Raw genomic sequence first — 22,395 nt, 5'->3', positions numbered from 1 at the left:
CATTCGGGAAGAAATTCACATATTTTGATAGGGAAGGCAACCCTGAGAGACAACGGCGAACATTGTATAATAAGAATGTACTCAAACGGCATCCTATGACTGCGAAGGAGGGAACGATGCCCAGGAACACCATCATTGCCGGTGCAGCGCTCACGGTCCTGGCGCTGTCAACATATTTCGGCACAGGTATGTCGAGCATCACGGCGCTCATTCCGGCGTTTTTCGGCGTGCCGCTCATCCTGCTCGGCTGGCTGGCACAGCATGGGCAGCGCCGCAAGACAATGATGCACATCGCGGTTGCGCTCGGCGCCCTTGGGTTCATCGCGCCACTGAGCCGCATCATCCCATCGCTCGGCTCGTTTGAACTGAACGCGGCGACCGGTGCAAACATTGCCATGGCGCTTATCTGCGGCATCTATGTGGCGCTTGGCGTGCGCTCATTCATCGAGGCGCGCCGCAACCCGCCGGCGACGACTTAACGATAGCCTGGCAACTGAAGATTCAGGCTTAGTTACGCGCCGACCCCCGATTATATCCGGGATTTGGGCGCATTCGTTGCGCCTGAATCTCATCGGTGCAACCCTGCACAACGGCGTGCAGGGTTGCTTCATTCATCCAATGCGCGGAACGCCGCCTCGGCAATGCTCAGCGGATCGATTCCGAAATGACGGTAGAGGTCGGCGCGCGCGCCCGACTGCCCGAAGTCATCCACTCCCAGCGCCGTCACTGGCGCGCCGTAGACGCTTCCCAGCCATGCCAGGCTGTGCGATGCGCCGTCCTGCATGGTAATGATCGGCGCACGGCGCTCTTCTGGCAGAATCAGCCAACCGAGCGGATTGTGGTCGCGCCCTGCGCGCCAGCGCTCAAAGACGCGCTTCGGACTGACCAGATTCAAAACCGTCACCGCTACGCCTTCGCGTTCCAGCAGATCGGCGGCTGCCAGCGCTTCGGGCACAATGGCGCCAGCCCCGGCAATAAGCACATGGTAGGGTTGCCCATTCGCCCGCCGCGCAATGATCGTCTGATCGCCGAAACGCCAGTCGCGCAGGCGATACCCGCCCATCAGAACCTGCCGTCGCAGTTCCTCTTTCCCCAGGCGTTGCAACACGGCGCTGAACGGCGCCTGATCGACGGGGCGTGTCGAGAGGCGCAGGTAGGTCGCCTGCCCATGCGCGCGATCGCAGCACTCACGGATCGCTTCCAGCAGCAGCCATTCCACCTCCTGCGCATAGCATGGCTCATACGCGCGCAACTTCGGCAGCTCTGCGCCAATCGACGGCGTAATAATCGATTGGTGCGCGCCACCTTCGGGTGATAGGGTGATCCCCGACGGCGTTCCGGCAAAGATGAACTTCGCGCCAGAATAGACACTGTAGATCAGCGCATCGAGTCCACGACAGACGAACGGGTCATAGACGGTGCCGATCGGGATGAGCGGTTGCCCGCACAGTTCCGCAGACAACCCCATCATGCCGAGTAGCATGAAGAGGTTCATTTCGGAGATGCCCAGTTCGATGTGCCTGCCGGACGGTCCGCGTTTCCAGCGCAGCAGACGGTACGACTCGGTCTCATAATCGGGGTGTTCGATAGGTGTGAACACGCCGGTTTTGTTGATCCAGCCCGCCAGGTTGGTCGAAACGGAGACATCGGGCGATGATGTCACGACACGTTCGCCAATTGGGGTATCCGCCAGGCGCACCAGCAGGCGCCCAAATGCATCCTGGGTGCTGGTGCGTTCCGGCACGGCAACGTCCAGATTGGCAGGAACCAGCGCCGGATCACAGGCGACCCCCTCCGGCTCTTCGGGAGGATAGAGGCGCGCCGCAGCCTCGGCGCACAGATCGGCTTCGAGTGTGCCCGGCGAGAATGCGTCCCACTCCGTGCCGGGAGCGATACCGTGCGCAACACGCAGCGCTTCAATCTGCTCGGCAGTCAGCAGCATCGAATGGTTGAGCGGATGCCCGGCGATTGGCAATCCCCAACCTTTGATCGTGTACGCGAAAATAACGGTCGGTCTGCCTGCCGAAGCGTCTGCATGCGCCAGCACATCGAATAGTTCCTCCAGATCATGCCCTCCGAGGTTCGAGAGGACGGACGGCAACGCATCGTCGGAAACGCCTGCAATGACGCCCGCAATCTGATCGCCCTTGCCCGCCGGATCGTCGCATAGACGCGCGCGCAGTTCGTGACCGGGGAGGCGGATGAGCGCCTGATACTCCTCATTGCTCATATCGTCGATGCGCTGCCGGAGTGCGTCACCGCCGGGTTGCCCAAACAACGCCTGCAACCGACGACCATACTTCGCTTCGAGCACCTGCCAGCCATTTTCGGCAAACAGGCGCTTCAGCCGTGCCGCCCGAATGCCCGGCACCACTCGGTCGAGGCTCTGGCGGTTCAGATCGACAATCCAGATCAGATTGTCCAGACCCTCCATCGCCTCATCAAGGATCGCCTCCCAGACATTTCCCTCATCCAGTTCGGCGTCACCGACCAGCGCAATGAAGCGCTGCGATGTCACACGTCCAAAATGCATTTTTGCGTAACGATGCGCCAGTGCCGCAAAAGCAGGCGCAACCGCGCCCAGACCGACCGAGCCGGTCGAAAAATCGACATCATCAGGGTCTTTGGTGCGACTGGGATACGCCTGAAGACCGCCGTAGGCGCGCAGGGTCGTGAGATACTCGCGCGGCAGTCGCCCCAGCAGGTACTGTACCGCGTGGAACGCCGGCGACGCATGGGGTTTAATCGACACCCGATCGCCGGGCCGCAGAAAATGGAAGTAAAGCGCCGTCAGAATGGTCACGAGCGATGTCGAAGATGCCTGATGTCCGCCGATCTTCGTCCCATCAGGGTTCGGACGCACATGGTTGGCATAATGGACCATGAGCGTTGCCAACCAAAGAATGCGGCGCTGGATCGCGTCCAGTACTGCAAGGCGATCGGGAGAGACGGGATGAAGCACACGGGTTCGGGATTCGGGCATGGTGTCGATCATGGTCTTCCTCCACCCACTCAATGAGATTGATCAGGCAAAGAAGGCGGCAACAGCGCCAGGATCTCGCAGGAATACCCATTCCCTGTGACCATCCGGCATGGTCACCCCGAGCCGCGCGAGGGGTCGTGCGCGACCCGCTTCGATTCCTCGCTGCGTTTACCCTGAGCGAAGCGAAGGGCTCGGAATGACCAGCATGCGGCATCGTCAATCGTCATTGGTATAACAACGTTTCGAGATCGAACAGGTGATGCACCAGGATCGCCTTGAGCACATCCGGCGAAAGGTTGCGATTGTCACGAACGGCGATAGTGCGAAAACCGCACATCTTCTGCATTGCCCGCGCCGATGCAGTGGAAAAAAGCCCCCGTTGCTCAAGCGCCGCAAAAATGTCGCGCGGCGTTGCCGGCATCTCGTATCCATGCGCTGCAAAGGTATGCGCGCAGAGATCGATTGCAGACTGCACGGCGCGCTGCAGGTTGAGCACAACAATATCATGCCGGTCAATGTCATCAAGACTCGCCGGGTCCATGCCGGTGACCGACCGGATGCGGTCGAGACAGCGCTGGATGATCGCCACCTTTGCAGGCACACTATCACAATCGATCATGCAGCACTCTCCAAGTCACGACAGCATCTTCGATCGGCTTACGGATGCGCTTGAAATCGGCTCGTTGATGCGCGTCTCAATAAGCCCCGCCTTCCACCTGCACCCTTCCTGCCCTCCTTCAAGGTACGACTCTTCGCGCCTGCGCTTTTGAACCACAGAGGCGCAGAGGGCGCAGAGAAGCGCGTGATACGCCCTCCCGCATTCGCAGCACTCTCCGAGTCACGACAGCATCTTCGATCGGCTTACGGATGCGCTTGAAATCGGCTCGTTGATGCGCGTCTCAATAAGCCCCGCCTTCCACCTGCACCCTTCCTGCCCTCCTTCAAGGTACGACTCTTCGCGCCTGCGCTTTTGAACCACAGAGGCGCAGAGGGCGCAGAGAAGCGCGTGATACGCCCTCCCGCATTCGCAGCACTCTCCGAGTCACGACAGCATCTTCGATCGGCTTACGGATGCGCTTGAAATCGGCTCGTTGATGCGCGTCTCAATAAGCCCCGCCTTCCACCTGCACCCTTCCTGCCCTCCTTCAAGGTACGACTCTTCGCGCCTGCGCTTTTGAACCACAGAGGCGCAGAGGGCGCAGAGAAGCGCGTGATACGCCCTCCCGCATTCTTTGTACACGTTCAACATCTCGAGACACTGCGGTGCAGCGTTTCCACCTGGAACCTTCCCACCTTCAATCTGCAACCCTCTCACCCCTTGCCTCTCGCCTCCCGCCCTACGTTCACCGCCGCAATAACGGCATCGCTTTCCAGAAATACTCCACGCCCGAACCGATCGTCCAGACCAGGGCAATACCGAGCACGAGGGGCCAGAGCGATGCCAGAGTCAGCAGCGCTCCTGGCGCACCGGGTGATGCGCGCGCTGCCGCATCGACCAGACACCATATCAGCGCCGCAACGGTGAACACCAGTTTCTGCTTCCCCCACTGTCGCGCTGCGATCACTTCGCCTTCGGCGGCGGCGTAGGAGCGCAACCCCGACACCGCAAATTCGCGGATAATGATGATCAACGCCGTCCAACCGGGAAGAAGCCCGCGTTCGACCATCGGCAACAGCGCCCCGGCAACGAAGATTTTGTCAGAAATGGTATCGAGAAACACGCCAAGTGGCGACACCACTTTTAGTTTACGCGCAATCCGACCATCAGCAATATCGCTGGCGGCCATCAACAATAACAACACAACAGCGCTCAGGTCGCCGGTCGGTGTGCCGAGCGCAATCAGAACGTAGAGCGCCGGCGTTGCGACAATCCGAAACAGACCAAGCAGGTTGGGCAGATGACGGGTATCCACACGAACTCTCCATGTCGCATTATACCCGAAGGAGTAGATCATGACTGCATGGGAACGCGATTTCGTCATTCGGGGGCGGCATGGCGCGCATGGCGACAGTCGATGCGAATGGGCGCCCCGTGGTGATACCAATCGTGTATGCCTTTGATGGACGATTGTACACCCCGATCGATGCCAGGCGGAAACGAGAAGAGGCGATGCGGCTGCGCCGGGTGCAGAACATTCAGGCGAATCCGCATGTTGCGGTAGTGGTCGATCACTATAGCGAAAACTGGAACGAACTGGCGTGAGGACTGATACCAATGACCTGTGAACATCCAGCATGGTCACCCCAAGCAGCGCGAGGGGTCGTGCGCGACCCGCGCAGATTCCTCGCTGCGCTCGGAATGACAAGTCGCTGCGCTCGGAATGACCAGCATGCGGCATCGTCAATCGTCATTGGCATTACGGCGCTGCGATGTCAACAGTTCCCAGCACAAGGCGATTCTCAGGAAGCGTTGGCGCAGACATTGTGATCGGCAGGCGCGTGGCAGGCGCGCCATCACCGCTGTAGACCCCCAGGAGCAAGGTGTACCGACCAGGCGGCAGGTCATGGGGCAGCGTCAGCGTCCGCTCATCGTGCACCGGATCGCCGACACGCCAGGTGGTGGTCATCCCGGCGGGCGCATACCCGCCGAGCGGCGGTCCGTCATCGTTGGCACGGGGCGGAATATCACAGTCGCGGCAGAGGTGCAGAAACATACGATAGTCGCGGGACGGCGGCGCGACCGCTTCCCAATAGAGGGTGACAGGGAGTGCGCCGCCTGCTCGCGCAGCGCCGCCATGAAGCGCCAATGTCACGCCGCGCAGGCGCAACTCGCTGCCGAAAACCGCTTCGAGCGGTTGAGCCGGTTGCGGGATCATTCCCGGACTGCCAGGATTGAAGGTTTCGGGGAAACTCTGGCACATGAGAAGCACGCCGACGAACTCAATGCCACCGCAGGGCCAGGTGCGTTGCGGATACTGAAAGCGTAACCCGACCCACCCAAAGCGATCGACCGGCAGCGGCGGCGGATCGACCGTCCGTGCGTGATCGGGTGCGATCAGCAACAGAGCACGCTTTTTGCCGGTCGCCTGCTGATTATAGAATGGCTCGAAGCGACGCCGGATACATTCGAGCATCTGTTGCCGCGTCGGGTTGACGATACCGCATGTGTCACCTTCGGCAAACACAGGGAATGTGACCGGCTGCGGCAGCGGATCGGGAGTGACGCGGGGAGCGTAGTACGTGTACATCGGCATCACATAGTGCGGATGCACGAGCACCAGATCATCGGGATGGACGCGCGCAGCGAGGGCCGCGACCGCTTCGCGCCACTGTTCCTTGACCGGATCGCCGCTGAAGAGACCCTTTCCTGGCTGCATGAGCGTTGCAACGCACGCCAACAGAGCAACGACGATCAGGAGTGTGACGACGGGATGCGCAGCCGACCGCCTGGACGGGCGCGCAGCGTTATGTTCATTCCCATGCGTTATCAGTGGATATGCCAGGAGAAGGAGCCATGCCGGAAACGCCGATGCAGCATACCGCGCTTCGTACACCGGCGCCAGGGTATGAACAATTGCGAACAGTGCCAGTGGCGTCAGGAAGAGCGCCAGAACAGTGCCGGCGCCGCCGCGACCTGCGCGTCTATCCTGTATCAGCGCCACTGCGCCCCACACCGTCAAAGCGCCAAACGGCAGCAACCAGATCACAGCAGGTAATCTCAGGTAGCCCTCCAGTTCGCCGGGCCAGCGGTTCAGGCTGAAATGCGCAAAGGTGAACCAGAGTCCTTCGAGCATGCCGACGGCATTGCGCTCATTGCCTAAGCGTTCGTTGCGCGTCGCCAGGATCACTCCGGCAACCCCGACGATGCTCAGCGCCAGCGCCCCTGCCGCCCACAGCATCGCCCACTGGTGCGCGATCCTGGAATCGCGCCGCCACAGGTGCAAGGCAACGACGAGCACGGCGCCCGCCAGCGATAAGAGCGCCAGACGATGCACAAAGATACTGATCAGGGACACGCTAGCGAAGAGTAGCCAGGCACGCCGTGCACCCGTTCGCACGGCGCGCAGCAGTGTCCACATGAGCAGCGCCGACGCCAGGATGAGCAGACTGTAGACTTTTGCGTCCTGTGCGTGCCAGAGAGCATACGGCGAGAACGCTGCGAGCAAGCCGACCGCTGCTGATGCGCGCCCTTTACTCATCCGCCCTGAAACGACGCGCAGTTCGTCAACTGCCGCCATCAGCGCCGGGATGACCAGCGCCCCTACCAGTGCCGACGGGAAGCGCAAAGCCCACTCCGAGTCGCCTGCCACGAGGACCCATGCCTTCAACAGCAGATGATAGAGCGGGTAACCAGCAGTGGGGCTAAACAATTCACCGAAGAGTGTCAGCCATCCCTTGCCGGTCACCTCGACCCATGTACTTCCCTCGTCGAGCCACAGGCTCTGCGCATCCAGGCGATACAGGCGCAACCCGAACGCCAACGCGGTCAATGCGACGATGAGCAAGGTCATCCGATGTGCGGCGTCTGCCTGGCTGCCGGCGAGTCCTCGAGCGCATCGGGTGAAGGCGGTCAGACTGGCGGTTACAAACTGGCGCATGGTGATCGAGAAGTGAGAACTGAGAACCAAGAACCAAGAACCGAGAACTGATGCTCATGTGCGGTCATTCGTACAATAATGAGTCCACTGCAAAAAAGATTAACCACAAAGGACACGAAGCGCACGAAGGTTGATAAAAATGAAGCGCATTTCCTTTGTGTCCCTTTGTGACCTTCGTGGTTACAGCGCCGATGTCGTCTGCACACCGGCTTCACCACCAAGGACGCGAAGCGCACGAAGGGGAAGAAACATAAAAGCGCATTTCTTGTGTATCCCTTGGTGACCTTCGTGGTTGCTTGTTGTGGTGAAGTCATAGAAGGCTTCACCACCAAGGACGCGAAGCGCACGAAGGGGAAAAGGTGAATCAACATGAAGCGCATTTCCTTCGTGTCCATTGGTGACCTTCGTGGTTGCTTGTTGCAATGACGTCATGATTGCCGTGGCGCGCAGCGGGACGCCGGGGCGCTGCGGGCTAAAGTTTACATTCAACGGCATGACGGTACGCCTCCTCGAAGCGCACCGCCGTCACATCCCAGGAGAGTTCGTCCAGCACCCGGCGGCGCGCCGCTTCTCCAAGACGCGCTGCAAGATTGCGATCACTCAGCAGACGCACGATGGCATCAGCCAGCGCCACCGGGTCGCGTTCCGGGACGAGCAGGCCATGCACACCATCGGCGATGACATCGGGAATGCCGGCCGTGCGAGTCGCAACAATCGGGCGCGCCGCTCCCATACCTTCGAGGAGCGTATTGGGCAGGCCATCAACATTACCGGCATCATCACGCACCGAGGGTACGACATACACATCGGCGGCGGCGACGTAGCGCGCCGCGCGGTCGCGTGGAAGCTGCCCCGGAAAAATGACCGCATCTGCGACACCGAGCCTCCTGGCATGCTCCTTCAGTTCATCGAGGAGATCGCCGTACCCCGCCAGCACCAGGGTCGCACGCGGATGCAGTGCGCGGATGTGCGGCAGCGCATCAAGCAGGAAGGTGAATCCTTTCTTGTAGACCATTCTGCCCATGGCGAGAATAAGCAACGTATCAGGTGGCAGGTGCAATTCGGCGCGCACCTGGATGCCAGCGCGCGGATCGGGGCGAAAGGCGTGCGCATCAACGCCGTATGGAATGACCGTTGTGTGCGCAGGCGGCGCGCCGAGGCGCAGCGCGCGCTGATACAGATCACTGCTGCACGCGGTGATAGCGCCCGCGCTGCGAAAGACGGCGACGGCGCTCAGCGCGAGGGGCCATCCCCTGGACGCCAGATAGACATCGGACCCGTGCAGGCTGACGACCAGCGGCAGGTTGCGCAACCGGGCGGCAAGCATAGCCGGTGCGCCATTTGGCAGCACCCAGTGCGCGTGGATCACATCGAACCGGTGATGGCGCGTCAGGTGCAGCAGCGCCCGGAGCGACGCTGCCAGCGCAAACGGAACCGCCGCCAGCGCCGTGCGGCGCAGACCAACGTCGGCATGCAACGACTCGGCATAGCCATAGACATTGAGAACGCGGTGTGGGGCATAGCGGTAAAAGTGCAACCGCACGCCGTACTCAACCGGCGCGCGCCGCACATCGGGGTGAAACGGCGCAACAACATGCACCGTGTGCCGCCGTCGCGCCAGACCGACCGCTATCGCTTCAACGAAGGGCGCTGTCGTCTCCCCAACGTACTTTGGGTACGACGAGGTGAGCATGAGAATGTTCATATCTGGACCATTATTCTTAACCACAGCGACACAGAGGGCGCAGAGACAATAACTTTGCTTTGTCGCGTTTCCTCCTGCCCCCGCGCGGCGACGTTGCAATGCAACGCCTCTGTCTTCCCATATGCAATATTCAACGTCGCTCGCCTCACTGCGGGAATGCGTACACAACGGCGATCATCTCCTTCGTTACGCCGCGAAAATCGGCGCGATACACTGGTGTGCGGTAGACTTCGCGGAACCCCAATGCCGGATCGGCGATCATGGCATCGAGCAGGCGGCGCACTTCCGGCTCAGGGCGCTGCAAGGTATCGATCATCAGATAGCGCACATTGTAGCGGCGCGCCAGGCGCAGGAAGGTCTCCCGGTCGGTCGTGTACGGTATCATGAGCGCCGGACGTTCGCTGTGCCAGTTGAGTTGCCACGGGTTGCGCGTCATCACTACGGCATCAGACGGCGTGTTGCGCTTCAGCCAGTCATAGGCGTCGAGATCGGCGCGATACAGGTTCGGTTCGTCGCGCACCTTTTCGGCGATTGGAGACCAGGACGGCGCGATGATCGCCGCTATCAGTGCAACGACTGCCAGCAACCCGAATGGCGTCCAACGACCATCGGACAGCGCAGCGATCCGGTCATAGATGCACCACAGCGTTGCCGAAGCGAAAAGCGCAAGCCACGGCATCACCACAACCCAGTAACGTTCTTCATTCGTGTGCCAGTAGACGATCAGAAACAGCGTGTATGGCACAAACGCTGCGCCGAGCAGGGTCATCAGGCGGCGATGTGATGCTATGACAGCCATAGCGCCGAAGAGCGCCAGCCACGCGCCTGGATCAAACAGCAGGCGATCCTTGTCGGCGCGCCCGAACCACTCGCTCAATCCGAAAGGGGCATGCTGCCAGGATGGTAGCAGATAGTCGCGCAGTGCGCGCACCTGTCGCTCCATTTTGACCAGGGTGCGGTCGAATCCCCACCGCAGAATCCAGCTGCGGTCGGGAACGCCGAGCGTACTGAACCCTTCCTCGGTGGTATACACGGCATAGATCTGATCCCATGTCGTGTACTCCAGCACCCACGCATCCTTGCCCTCGGTCGAATAGAACGGCACGCCGAAGGTGAGCATATTCCGCGCCAGATACGGCGCCAGCAACACAAACGCAACCACACCCCACGCCGCTACGGGCGCCAGTCGCGTGCGCAGATCGGCCAGGGTTCGCGGCCAGGTGTCAAAGCGCACCCGCAGGAACCACCATCCCATGCCCAGCGCGATCAACCCGCCGCTTCCCGGCTTTTGCAAGAGCATCAGACCGGTTAACGCACCAGAGAGGATCGTCAACGCCAATTGCTGCGATATGCTCCCAAAGCGCAAACGCGACGCGAGCGCCATCGCATCCGGCGCACCCCAGGCGCGATACAGCAGCAGCAGTGCGCCGAACGCAAACAGCGCAAACCCCAGGTCATTCGTCACATAGATTACCAGTTTGAAGTAGAGATGACTGGTGATGAGCAACACGACTGCAACCAATCCGACGCGCCGGTCCCACAGGCGCGCGCCAGCCTGATAGACCGCCAGCGCCAGCACAGTGAGAAACAGCAGGTTCGGAATCTTCGCAGCCCAATTACTGACGCCAAAAAGCGCAAACGAAGACGCCACCCACACCGGTTGCAGCAGGGGCCATGTTTCCTGCGGGCGCGTGACACCGTCGTAGAGGCGGTAGAACTGCGTCACATAATCGACCGTCCATCCTCGTCCGGCAAGGAGATTGCGCGCCACGACCGCATTATCGGCATAGTCGGCATGCCCGACATATGGCATCGCCAGAATGACCGCCCCCAGATAGCCAACCCACACTGCCAGCAGGAGCGTCAGCGTCAGCGTCGCACCGCGCCGCGAACCTGCCATGCGCACCGTCGCCTGCGCCAGGCGGGGCACTCCATTGCGCCCGTAGACCAGGATCAGCGCCAGACTGCCCAGCGTGATCAGCGTATAGATGAGCGAGTCGGGAAAAAACTCCCAGAACTGTTCCAGGCGCGGCATCGGCGGGGCATACTGAATGATCATCGCCACCAGCCACGCGCCTGTTGCCGCCAGCAGCCCATAGCCGAGCGCCGACCCGCGCGTGAAGCGGCGCGCCAGGCGCAGCGGATGGCGCACCAGAGCGACGCGATGCTGCCAGATCAGCAGCGCAATGCCGGCCCCGGCGAGCCATGGCAACAGTACAACCGTCCAGATGCGCGCCGCCGCCAGCGCAAGCGCTGCACCGCTGACGAGCAGCGTCGCAGCAACGAAGGCAAACGTTGGCTTGCGAGTGCCCCCTGCCAGCGCCAGAAACCAGACCCCTCCACCCACCGTCAACCAGAGCACCGGCGCCAGCGCAGGCACGAATGGACCATCACCGACGCTGCGCACCCGAATAGCGTCGATGCGGATTCCTTTTGGACGAGGATCGTTGTAGATGCTCGTGCTGGTGAAGACATCCGACGCAACCAGCATCAGCGTCAGGTCATTGCTGCGCCGCACCTCGGCGGGAACAGCGACATCGTACTCTGCCCACTGTTCGCCTGGCGTGAAGCGTCCAATGAACGTATCGTCCGCTATGACCGTCACCTCCGGCTGGCGCGTCGCGCGGTTGAGGGCATCGGGGGGCCACCCCTGCGCGCGCACCGTCACCACAAGCGCACCCTTGCCCAGACCTGCCAGATCAATCCGCGCTCCCTGGTGCGTCCAGCGGCTGCGCCCCCCCGGCGCGTCAGCGGTGATTTCATCGCCGTAGAAGGTGAACCGGTCGGCAGCGCCAGCGCCCTCGCTTGCCTGCAAAAACAGGCGGTCGCCGGGCCAACCGACGAAGATCGTCGCATCAACCGGCGCCTGATACGCAAAGATGCCCACCAGAAGCGCCAGCACAACAACCAGCGCCAGACGCGCATCACGATAACGCAGCGTCAGGCGCGCATACGCGCTGACGGTTGGCTGTAGTGCAGGCGGATCGCCTGAAATCGTCTTACTCCTCACGCACCGTATTATACTCGAATGTTTCTGCTACAATAGTCCCGGCATCTACTTCAGCAGAAAGGGGCGTGCCCATGGATCGTACAGTCGTACAAACACCAGATGCGCCGCAGGCGATTGGTCCATACTCACAGGCGATCATTGCTGACGGCTTCGTGTTTTGCTCGGGGCAGATTCCGCTGACTCCCGACGGCGTTCTGGTCGAAGGGGACGTGGCGGTGCAGACGCGCCAGGTGTTGGCAAACCTTCAGGCAGTGCTCACAGCCGCAGGCAGTTCGCTCGATCAAGTGGTCAAAACGACGGTTTTCCTTGCCGATATGAGCGACTTCGCCGCCATGAATGCTGTCTATGCCGAATTCTTCGCCACTAATCCGCCAGCGCGTTCGACGATCCAGGTCGCGCGGTTGCCACGCGATGCGCGGGTGGAGATCGAAGCGATTGCGTTGAGGCGTTCGCCATGACGACATCGAATGATCGAAGAAAGCGACATGCACTGGACTGTCCAACGCCGCATAAAAGCCGCCAGACGATAAAAGAGATGGGAACCGGCACAACCAACCGCCGCCAGCCTCGCTTCAGCAGGCTTAAGGCATAGCATAGGTGCAAATGTACTGTTGTATGCGCGGAGTGCGTCACACGCCTGACTCGATCATTCAAGAAGAACGATGGCAGTGTCTCAATTTTTGCGTAACAGTAGCGCAAGATTAATCTTGCGCTACGAATATGCACAACTTTCGGCATACAACCAGAATGAGCGGAGGAAAATCCTTAAAACAGAATAAAGGAGTGATTATATGAGTGAGCGCATGCTCCAAAATCTTCCCCTGTTCGAAGATGACTATTTCGGATCACCAGATGAGATGCTCCACCTGAACGAAGCGATTCTGGTAGATATTATCCAAAAATGTCAATCTATCAACTCAATGCTCAGTTTACGCCATGCTATTACAGAAATTAAGCGTCGCATCTGTGATCCTAACGACGAGTTACGAAATAATAGCGATGGCACACGAACTGCTGATTTCAGCAAAAACTACCTAATTTCCGAACTTGACCAAATATCTGACTCTCTAACAATTGATCGAGCACAATACTATGTTGAACGTTTACTTAAGAGCATTCTCGAGGTAAAAACGGTTTCCATTAACGACATAAACCTCAATCGGTGGAAAGAGTACGATGATATATATACTGATAGTTTGTGGCTTATTGATCGGCGTGATAGTTCTGGAGTTCACACAGCAGGTTATTGGGGTAACTTCGTCCCCCAAATCCCCTATCAGATGATGCGTCGCTATACTAAGAAGGGTGATTGGGTCTTAGACACCTTCGCAGGATCAGGAACGACGCTCATTGAAGGACAGCGATTAGGAAGGAACACCATCGGTGTCGAATTACAACCTCAAATGGTTGAACATGCGCGTCGTCTTATTTCATCTGAACCCAATAGATACAATGTTGTTATTGATGTTATCAATGATGATAGTATGAATATCGATTACGGTGCGGTATTACAAAAATACGGAGCGAAGTCCGTACAACTGGTTATTATGCACCCACCTTATTTCGATATCATTAAATTTAGTCATGACCCACGCGATCTTTCGAATGCGCCATCAGTTGAAAGGTTCTTGGAGATGATGGGAACACTTGTTGACAGGATCAATCCAATACTCGACAAGGAACGATATCTCGTGCTAGTCATAGGTGATAAATACGTAAAGGGTGAATGGATACCTCTTGGCTTCCAAACCATGAGTGAAGTCATGAAGCGCGGTTTTTCGCTCAAAAGTATCATTATCAAGAACTTCGAGGATACATCCGCAAAACGCAATCAAAAAGAGTTATGGCGCTATCGCGCACTTGCTGGAGGTTTCTATATATTTAAACACGAATATATCTTCCTCTTCAAAAAACGGTGACTTGCCATGAACGAAAAAGATAATCCTTTTAAGGAAGGAACGAAAATCCATATCATGTTTGCCACTCTTTCTGATCAGCAATGGCATTGTGGTAAACACGAACTTCCCGGCACCCAACCGGCTAAAGCCATTCAGATTATCCGTCACCATGGTTTTGAAATTGAAAACAAAACGATATTTTGCCAAACATGCAACGAAAAAACTGTCCATCGTCGCCTGGTATCGTTAAAACCTACCCGAAATTCTTTTGTGCGCCTCCAAATACCTCAGAAGTTACGAAGTAGGATCATTTCATATTACAAGAACATCGAAGCCATAACTTTGCGACAACTCACACCAGAAAAATTAGAAATAGATCACCGCTTCCCTCAAGTACGATGGTCTCAAAATGAGAATTTCGATCCAAATATGCCTGAAGACGAAATACATCGCCGTTTTCAACCGCTAACTAGAGAAAACAATCTTTGGAAAAGTAGGTATTGTGAAAAATGCAAGAAAACCGGTGAACGAGGCACATTCATAGGAATCAATTTCTTTGCTGAAGGTGGCCATCAGTGGGATGCAGGGATACCAGAGGATGATGAGAGAGGATGCTATGGTTGCTTCTGGTATAATCCCGATGCCTGGCGCGAGGCCTTAAACAATTTTATCGCGCGTTCGCACGGCAATTGATTTCCTCGATCTCATGGCGCAGATTTATAATGCCCAAGACCAGGTAGAACGTAGATAACAGGCTCTTCATTGCAATCTGTTTCCACAGGGGCAAGCACTAGGAAGAGGGACATGCCTCGAATATGCGGTTGCGTGTCCGTAATCTCAATCTTGAGAAACTCTATAAGTTGTCATTTGTGAGGAGTAACGAAACATTATCTGACAGTACTCAAGAACAGCACGTAAGAGGATGTAACGATGAAAGGTGTGACGCACCCTGGCGGCGCCGCGCGCTTGCTGTCATTCGATGCCTGGCAGTTGTCCGCTGTGATGCAGCGATCCTGAAGGGACATGCGCAGAAGGGGCGCGCCGTGTTCTGCGCAGGAAGAGGGTGCGCGATGGAACACGGATCGCCACGGATCGGGACGGATGGGCGCGGATGGGGCGCGCCGTTGTTCCCGGTTTCTTGGTTCTCGGTTCCTGGTTCTCAGTACCTCAACGGAGCAAACGTTATGAAACGTCTCTTCTTCCTCACGTTGACGACCGCGCTTTTTGTGCTGGCTTCCTGCGCAGGCGCGCCTGCGGCCTCGATGCCGGTAGCGCCGAATATCGTCCAATCGAGCACCATCGATGTTGCAAACCTGCCGCTCAACGTCGATGTCGCCACGGTGCGCGCGATCATGGAGCGCGACGACGTGGTGCTGCTCGATGTCCGCGAGCCGGAAGAATACGCTGCCGGGCACATTCCCGGCGTGCGACTCATGCCGATGGGGACGGTTCCTGTACGCCTGAATGAAATTCCGACCGACAAAACCGTGATCGTGACGTGTCGCAGTGGCAACCGGAGCGGGCAAATCACTGATTTCCTGCGGCGTAACGGCTTCACCAACGTCCACAACATGCAGGGTGGCATTCTCGCGTGGCAACGCGCCGGGTATCCCGTCGAAAAGTGATCGTCGCACCGAATGCGCCAGATGGCGGAGTACCGCCAGCAATCCCGGTCATGTCGCAGTACCAGGGGCGCGAATGTTCGGCGTGTCGCTTGAGATTCGTTCCACACGCGACAGTTTCGCTCCACCCCTGCCCGCTCCTGTGGGGAGCAGGAGCACTTTACCCTCCCAACCCGCCCCGCCGGGAACGGAAGCGCCCACGCCCCATGGCATACCACGATGATCAGGAGCATCGGAATACCTCGCAGATTTGCGTTACAATGATCAGCCAGAAAGGGTTTCGACCATCGGGGTTGTATGAGCGAATCGCTGCTCAGAACCAAAATCGCCCTTCCTGCCCGCCACCATTGCTTCATTCCCCGTCCGCGCCTCATCACGCAACTGCACCGCCTCATTGATGTTCCGGCGACGCTCGTCAGCGCTCCAACCGGTTTCGGTAAAACAATGGCGGTGCAGGAGGCGCTGCGCGCGCTGGCAACACGACACGCGGCGGCGATAGCATGGCTCACACTCGACGTTCACGACAACGATCCGGTTCAATTCTGGCGATATGTGGCGCTGGCGCTGCACACCACCCTTCCTGCGTGCGGCGCAACGTTGATCGAGGCGCTCACCGGACCGCAACCTGCGCCGGTTCGTTCGCTGCTCGCTGCGACACTCAACGAAATTACTGCGCAAACGCAACACCTTGTGCTCGTTCTGGACGATTACCACCTGATCGATCTGCATGCGATCCACGACGATCTGACCTTTCTGATCGAGTATGCACCGCCGAATCTGCATATCGTGTTCATCACACGCGCCGACCCGCCGCTGCCGCTGCACCGTTGGCGCGCGCGGGGGCAGTTGCTCGAAGTGCGTGCGACTGATCTGCGCTTTGATCTGACCGAGACGACGACGCTGCTCAATGATGTTATGCGCCTGGGGTTGAGCGCAGAAGAGATCATGACCCTGCTCCGCCAGACTGAAGGATGGCCCGCCGCTCTGTCCATGGCCGGGCTGGCGTTGCGCGACGATACCGCACCGTCACCGACACGACATATCGCGCAACTAGCGCAACACAACCGATTCATTATCGAATATCTGACCGACGAGGTGCTTGCGCAACAACCGGCGGAGGTGCGCGCATTGTTGTTGCGCATTGCCGTCTTGGAGCGGTTCTGCGGTTCGCTCTGTGATGCAGTGGCGGAAACGACCGGCAGCGCCGCGCTCCTCGAAACGCTGGCGCAAACGCATGGGTTCATCGTCCCCCTACCGTCCGCACCGAACGATGAACCCTGGTTTCGCTTTCATCGGTTATTCGGCGACCTGCTGCGCGGTCAGGCGCGCTGCACCTTTCCCGAAGATGTGGATGCACTGTACCGACGCGCGGCAGCCTGGCACGCTGCGCATGGCGATGTCGAGCAGGCTGTCGAATATGCCATTGCTGGACACGATTTCGCGCACGCGGCGCAACTGATCGAGCGCTCCGCCAACACGTTGGTGATGGAAGGGCGGGCGGCCCTCCTCGAACGCTGGTTGCACCTGTTGCCCGATGCGTGGCGACAGACCATGCCCCGCGCCGGTGTCGCCGTTGCGTGGGCATTGATCCTGCGCGGACGCTACAGCGAGGTTGCGCCATACCTGGACCAGGCGGAAACGACTATGCTCCCGGATGCGCCCGCGCTGCGCGGGGAACTCCACGCGGCGCGCGCCGTTCTCGCCGAAACGCAGGGACGCGCGGCAGAGGCGCTCGTGCATGCCCGACAGGCACTCGACCTCGCCCCCGCCGACCATCTCATTGCACAGGCGGTGGCGCACACCGCAATCGCTGGCGCATTGCGCATCTCCGGCGACATAGATGCCGCCATCGCTGCGTATGAACAGGCTGTGCCACTCTGCCAGGCGGCGTGGTTGCGGCTGCCAGCGCTCCTCGGGCGCGCCCATCTCGGCTTGCTCTACCTGACACAGGGGCGTCTCCGCAGCGCCGAAGCCGCCCTCAAGCCAGCGTTGCAGTCCGCAATCTTCATCCCCGCCGCCAGCCCGGTGTTCATCGCATATAGCGCCATTCTGATCGAACGCAACCAACTGGAAGACGCACACCAACATTTGCGACATGCCCTGGACCTGGCGCAGCAGAGCGGGCATACTGCTGCACTGGCTCAGTGCCATCTCCACCTGGCGCGGTTACGGCGTGCGCAGGGCGATCTGGCAGGGGCGCAGGTTGCACTCGATACCGCTGCGACGTTTACGGCTCAGGGAGTGCCGGCATGGGTCGAGCCGTTGCTGATTGCAGAACGGGTGCGCCTGTATCTCGATCAGGGCGCCATAACCAAAGCCAGGCATGCGCTGGCAAGTCGCGGCACGGACATCGAAGCAGTCGCTGGTGCGGTGCGCGAGGCGCTGCCGCTGATACGCGCGCGCCTGCTGCTGCACCAGGGTCGTAGCGCTGACGCGCGCGCATTCCTCGACAACATTATCGCATCGGCAGAACAGTCTGGTCGCCAGGGACGGGTCATCGAAGCGTTGATCCTGCGCACACTGGCATGCGCCGCATTGAATGACGAAGCCGCAGCCCGCGACGATCTTCAACGTGCCCTGGCGATGGCGGAACCAGAAGGGTATGTTCGCATCTTTCTCGACGCCGGCGCGCGACTGGCGCGCCTGCTCCATCGTATCGGAAGCGCCTACGCGGGCCGTCTCCTGGAAGCGTTTCCATCGTCTGTGCGCGCCCGCGTGGCCAACCTGACAGAATCGCCTGAGCCGTTGACTGACCGCGAGCGTGATGTGCTGCGGTTGATGGCGCGCGGGTTGACCTATCGGCAGATTGCCAGCGAGCTCGTTGTGAGCGTCAACACGGTACGCTACCACATCAAGAGCCTCTACAGCAAACTCCAGGTAAACAGCCGCACGCTGGCGCTTGCCCGCGCACACGAACTGCATCTCTTCGAAGAGGACTGACACGACAACGGTTTGATGTTGCAGGCGTCGCAACGGCGCCGTTCCGTGACGGGGCAGCGCCAGGCTGCGATGGAGCAGCGCACTGTCGCTCTTTTGCTTGCCGACTTCTGCCATCGCTATAACCACATAGACGTGTGGTTCCCCGCCGCCGGGCGCCGGGTATGATAAACATAATCAGTGAGAGATGCGTACCATGAACGACACCCATACCCGCTCCATCATTCGTATTGACCGAGAACTCGGACCTGGAATCGCCGCTCTGTTCCCGGAGTTCACCATGACCCACGACGAGGGCACAACGGTCATGCGCGGCACACTACCGGATCAGGCGATGCTTCACGGCGTATTGACGCGCATCCGCGATCTTGGGTTGACGCTGATCGCGCTTGCGCGCGAGAACGACGAGTCTGAGCGTTTTCGTTGAACATTCAAGATTGAACGTTCAACGGAATAAACTCTCGTGCAAACGGCGGCACATCGGCATCCGGCATCTCATCGAACTCGCGCGCCGCCAGGTGCCCGGCAAACACCGCCTGCGCGATGATGTGCGGCGCGTTGGCATCGCCGATGAGCCGCAGAGTACGGAGACGACCGTCGGCTCGCGCCGGCGCCAGGTCGGTCGCCAGTGCGTCGCGCGGCGCGCGATCGGCGACCATCACCACCGAATCACATGCCAGATCGGTCAGACGACTCGCGGCAATGTCACGTACCGTGACGGCGCCAACGTGAACGGCGCTGAGGGCGCTGCGCGTATGGATGGCAACACCAAGGTCGCGCAACCGACGCTCGATGCGTTCCTGTTCCAGTGTGAACTGCGACCAGTGCGACACCAGCGGCGCCGGCGTGCAGAGCGTGACGCCACACCCCCGACACGCGAGCAATTCCGCCAGCACGCCGCCCATGTAATAGTGATCGTCATCGTAGATTACCACGCGACCTGTCGGCAGGCGTCCGTCCATAATGTCATCGGGTGTATAGACGTGCAACAGATCGCAGCCGGGAACGGGATGGTACACCGTGCGTCCCACGCCATCGCGCCGCCAGATCGCACCGGTTGCGATGATCACGTGCTCATACCCGCTTTCCAACACATCGGCGGCGGTCATCGGATTTCCCGGCAGCAATTGCACGTTCGGCATACGGGCGATCTGCGTCAAGCGCCAGTCGATCACACGCCGCCATTCGCTCAAACCGGGAAGGCGCGCCTCACGCGCCACCCGCCCGCCCGGTTCACGCCGCGCCTCGACCAGCGCCACCTGATAGCCGCGCTGACCGAGCGCCCTGGCGCACTCCAGTCCGGCAGGACCCGCCCCGATGACCAGGACTTCTGCATCGCTGCACTTTGGAGCAATCGTTTCAGGATGCCACCCGCGCCGCCATTCCTCGCCCATTGTTGGATTCTGGGTGCAGCGGATCGGCACACACTTATTGTCGCCGGAGACGCAAATATTGCATCCGATGCACTCGCGAATATCTTCGGTGCGTCCTTCCTGGATTTTGCGCGGCAGGAAGGGATCGGCAATCGACGGACGCGCTGCGCCGATGAAGTCGAGAATGCCGCGCCGCACCGCCGACACCATCGCCTCCGGCGAGGTGTAGCGTCCCACGCCAACCACCGGTTTGCTCGTCAATTGTTTGACGAAGGCAATGTACGGCTCCTGGAACCCTTCCTTCTCAAAGCGCGACGACGCCGAGTCGTTGCTCCACGCAGAGATATTGACATCCCACAGATCGGGGAGTTCCGCGAGCATGGCAACGATCTCATACGCCTCCCCCTGACTGCTGAGACCTTCATCACCGAGCAGTTCATCAACCGCCATCCGCACCGCCACTGCGCAGCGGTCGCCGACGGCGTCCTTTGTGTCCTCGATTAAATCGCGGAAAAGGCGTACACGGTTGGTCAGGCTGCCGCCATACTCGTCGGTGCGGTCGTTGAAGCGGCGCAGCAGGAAGTGCATCGCCAGGCTCAAGCCATGCCCGGCGTAACAGTAGATAATGTCGAAGCCGGCGCGTTTCGCGCGCAGTGCGGCATTCCGGTGCCAGCGGCGCAGATTCCGAATATCCTCGCGGTCCATCCGGCGGCACTGCCCCGGCTCGAAGCCTGTGCCCCCCATCAAGCCCATCGAGCGTGGACCGAACGATGTGGCGCGGGAGTAATAGTTAAGCGCATCGTGGCCATTGTGGGTCAGTTCGATCCCCGCCAGCGCGCCGTGACGATGCACGGCTTCCGCCATCAGCGCCAGCGCCGGAATGTCATCGTCGCTCCACAGCCGCCCCTCGAAGAACGGCGCCAGATCACTGGAATGATGGATCTCGACTTCTTCTGTGCAGACAACGCCCCAGCCGCCTTCGGCTTTGACGCGGCGCATTTCAGCCAGCGCGCGCGGCATGCGGTACCCCATGCCGTTGCAATGCGGAACCTGGTAAAAACGATTTGGCGCGGTCACCGGTCCAATCCGCACCGGCTCAAAGAGAATATCGTACATATGCGCATGGCTTGTCATAGAACACGGATACACACGGCTCAACGCGGATGCAGACGGAGCGGTTCTCGGTTCTTAGTTCTTAGTTCTTGGTTCTCGGTTCTTGGTTCTCGGTTCTCAGTTCTCAGTTCTTATACCAATTCCCTGTGACCATCCGGCATGGTCACCCCGAGCAGCGCGAGGGGTCGTGCGCGACCCGCGCCGATTCCTCGCTGCGTTTACCCCGAGCGAAGCGAAGGGCTCGGAATGACCAGCATGCGGCATCGTCAATCGTCATTGGTATTACCCCCTCACCACGGCCAGCGCCAGCCCATCGTGCCCCTTGCTGCCGACCATTTGCAGGATCGTCGCCGTCACGCGCGGATCGGCGGCAATCGCCTCGTTGAAGCGGCGCACCCCCTGCAACCCGGCATCGTCGCTCGCAGCATCCAGCACGTCGCCGCCACGGATGACATTATCGACGACAATCAGGCTGCCGGGACGCGCCAGGCACACCGCCCAATCGAAGTAAGTCGTCAGATTGATCTTGTCGGCATCGATAAAGATCAGGTCGAACGGTCCTGCGCCCTCCGCCGCCAACTGCGGCAGGATGTCCAACGCCGTTCCCAGACGCACGTCCACGCGGTCGGCAAGACCAGCACGCACAATGTTGGCGCGCGCAACATCGGCGTGTTTCGGATCGAACTCCAGCGAGATCAGTTTTCCATCGGCTGGCAGCGCGCGCGCCATCCAGATCGCGCTATAGCCCGCCAGCGTTCCGATTTCCAGGATGTTTCTTGCGTTGCATGCCAGCGCCAGAACGTGCAGCAATCGCCCTTGAACCGGCGAGACATTGATCTGCGGCATCCCGGCGTCGCGCGTTGCGCGCAGCACAGCGTCGAGCACCGGGTCCGACGGAAACAGACCGGCTATGTAGTCATCGACGGCAGCCCACTGCTTGTGCATGCTGTCCTCCTGATGGAGATCCTGCCATCCTTGTTGGGCGCCCACAGGGGGACGGGAATGCCATGACCCTGCCATCCCTGTTGGCACCCACAGAGGGTGCCCCTACCTTTTGCCTCTTGCCTCTTGCCTCCTCCCTCACCCCTCTCGCCTCATCCCTCACCCCTCTCGCCTCATCCCTCACCCCTCTCGCCTCATCCCTCACCCCTCTCGCCTCATCCCTCACCCCTCTCCCCTCTTGCCTCTTGCCTCTTGCCTCCTCCCTCTCCCCTCT

Annotated in this window: 17 protein-coding genes; 8 read left to right on the top strand and 9 right to left on the bottom strand. The window is 59.7% G+C overall.

Translation table 11 applies throughout. The features are described from left to right. Window positions 1-116: 116 nt before the first annotated feature. Window positions 117-479, top strand: coding sequence for a hypothetical protein (locus tag RCAS_RS09985; RefSeq protein ID WP_012120460.1), 363 nt, complete (start codon window positions 117-119; stop codon window positions 477-479). 128 nt (window positions 480-607) lie between these two features. Here RCAS_RS09985 and RCAS_RS09980 read toward each other — a convergent pair whose 3' ends face one another. The 3 genes from RCAS_RS09980 to pgsA all read right to left on the bottom strand — a co-directional run bounded on the left by RCAS_RS09980 (window position 608) and on the right by pgsA (window position 4,896). Beyond that, window positions 608-2,995, bottom strand: a complete 2,388-nt coding sequence (locus tag RCAS_RS09980; RefSeq protein WP_012120459.1) for a 1-deoxy-D-xylulose-5-phosphate synthase N-terminal domain-containing protein — start codon at window positions 2,993-2,995, stop codon at window positions 608-610. Between the two features lie 211 nt (window positions 2,996-3,206). Then, entirely contained in the window at window positions 3,207-3,602 is a 396-nt protein-coding gene (gene hepT / locus RCAS_RS09975) for a type VII toxin-antitoxin system HepT family RNase toxin (protein WP_012120458.1), read from the bottom strand. Window positions 3,603-4,326: 724 nt separating this feature from the next. After that, a complete protein-coding gene (pgsA, locus tag RCAS_RS09965) occupies window positions 4,327-4,896 on the bottom strand; it encodes a CDP-diacylglycerol--glycerol-3-phosphate 3-phosphatidyltransferase (protein ID WP_041330558.1) in 570 nt (189 codons plus the stop codon). Window positions 4,897-4,985: 89 nt separating this feature from the next. Here pgsA and RCAS_RS09960 point away from each other — a divergent pair, with 89 nt between their 5' ends. Further along, the gene (locus RCAS_RS09960) at window positions 4,986-5,186 is read left to right on the top strand and encodes a pyridoxamine 5'-phosphate oxidase family protein (RefSeq protein WP_198136026.1); all 201 of its coding nucleotides are present in this window, start codon (window positions 4,986-4,988) and stop codon (window positions 5,184-5,186) included. Window positions 5,187-5,340: 154 nt separating this feature from the next. On the opposite strand, the gene RCAS_RS09955 is transcribed toward RCAS_RS09960, so the two are convergent. The 4 genes from RCAS_RS09955 to RCAS_RS09940 all read right to left on the bottom strand — a co-directional run bounded on the left by RCAS_RS09955 (window position 5,341) and on the right by RCAS_RS09940 (window position 12,236). Beyond that, window positions 5,341-7,434: a glycosyltransferase family 39 protein gene (locus tag RCAS_RS09955; RefSeq protein ID WP_041330557.1), complete on the bottom strand. Its 2,094-nt coding sequence runs from the start codon at window positions 7,432-7,434 to the stop codon at window positions 5,341-5,343. 267 nt (window positions 7,435-7,701) lie between these two features. Next, the gene (locus RCAS_RS09950; protein WP_041330556.1) at window positions 7,702-8,016 is read right to left on the bottom strand and encodes a hypothetical protein; all 315 of its coding nucleotides are present in this window, start codon (window positions 8,014-8,016) and stop codon (window positions 7,702-7,704) included. After that, a complete protein-coding gene (locus RCAS_RS09945; protein WP_012120455.1) occupies window positions 7,994-9,226 on the bottom strand; it encodes a glycosyltransferase in 1,233 nt (410 codons plus the stop codon). The genes RCAS_RS09950 and RCAS_RS09945 overlap by 23 nt, the downstream gene beginning before the upstream one ends. Before the next feature lie 145 nt (window positions 9,227-9,371). Continuing rightward, a complete protein-coding gene (locus RCAS_RS09940; protein ID WP_012120454.1) occupies window positions 9,372-12,236 on the bottom strand; it encodes a glycosyltransferase family 39 protein in 2,865 nt (954 codons plus the stop codon). A gap of 71 nt (window positions 12,237-12,307) precedes the next feature. Here RCAS_RS09940 and RCAS_RS09935 point away from each other — a divergent pair, with 71 nt between their 5' ends. From RCAS_RS09935 to RCAS_RS09915, 6 genes are all read left to right on the top strand, one after another. Beyond that, entirely contained in the window at window positions 12,308-12,694 is a 387-nt protein-coding gene (locus tag RCAS_RS09935; protein ID WP_012120453.1) for a RidA family protein, read from the top strand. Between the two features lie 333 nt (window positions 12,695-13,027). Further along, window positions 13,028-14,155 carry a TRM11 family SAM-dependent methyltransferase gene (locus RCAS_RS09930; RefSeq protein WP_012120452.1) on the top strand — a complete coding sequence of 376 codons (1,128 nt, stop codon included), beginning with the start codon at window positions 13,028-13,030 and terminating at the stop codon, window positions 14,153-14,155. A gap of 6 nt (window positions 14,156-14,161) precedes the next feature. Then, window positions 14,162-14,827, top strand: coding sequence for a hypothetical protein (locus RCAS_RS25120; RefSeq protein WP_012120451.1), 666 nt, complete (start codon window positions 14,162-14,164; stop codon window positions 14,825-14,827). Between the two features lie 491 nt (window positions 14,828-15,318). After that, window positions 15,319-15,759 (top strand): rhodanese-like domain-containing protein, encoded by a 441-nt coding sequence (locus RCAS_RS09925; RefSeq protein WP_232280220.1) that lies wholly within the window; start codon window positions 15,319-15,321, stop codon window positions 15,757-15,759. A gap of 294 nt (window positions 15,760-16,053) precedes the next feature. After that, window positions 16,054-18,696, top strand: a complete 2,643-nt coding sequence (locus RCAS_RS09920; RefSeq protein ID WP_012120449.1) for a LuxR C-terminal-related transcriptional regulator — start codon at window positions 16,054-16,056, stop codon at window positions 18,694-18,696. A 193-nt stretch (window positions 18,697-18,889) separates the two neighbouring features. Next, the gene (locus RCAS_RS09915) at window positions 18,890-19,120 is read left to right on the top strand and encodes a hypothetical protein (protein ID WP_012120448.1); all 231 of its coding nucleotides are present in this window, start codon (window positions 18,890-18,892) and stop codon (window positions 19,118-19,120) included. A gap of 4 nt (window positions 19,121-19,124) precedes the next feature. On the opposite strand, the gene RCAS_RS09910 is transcribed toward RCAS_RS09915, so the two are convergent. Further along, window positions 19,125-21,182, bottom strand: coding sequence for an oxidoreductase (locus RCAS_RS09910; protein ID WP_157042608.1), 2,058 nt, complete (start codon window positions 21,180-21,182; stop codon window positions 19,125-19,127). Between the two features lie 279 nt (window positions 21,183-21,461). Further along, entirely contained in the window at window positions 21,462-22,124 is a 663-nt protein-coding gene (locus RCAS_RS09905) for an O-methyltransferase (protein WP_041330553.1), read from the bottom strand. Window positions 22,125-22,395: the final 271 nt, after the last annotated feature.

The organism is Roseiflexus castenholzii DSM 13941 (assembly GCF_000017805.1).
GTDB lineage: Bacteria > Chloroflexota > Chloroflexia > Chloroflexales > Roseiflexaceae > Roseiflexus > Roseiflexus castenholzii.
This window is presented reverse-complemented; position numbering and strand designations above follow the sequence as displayed.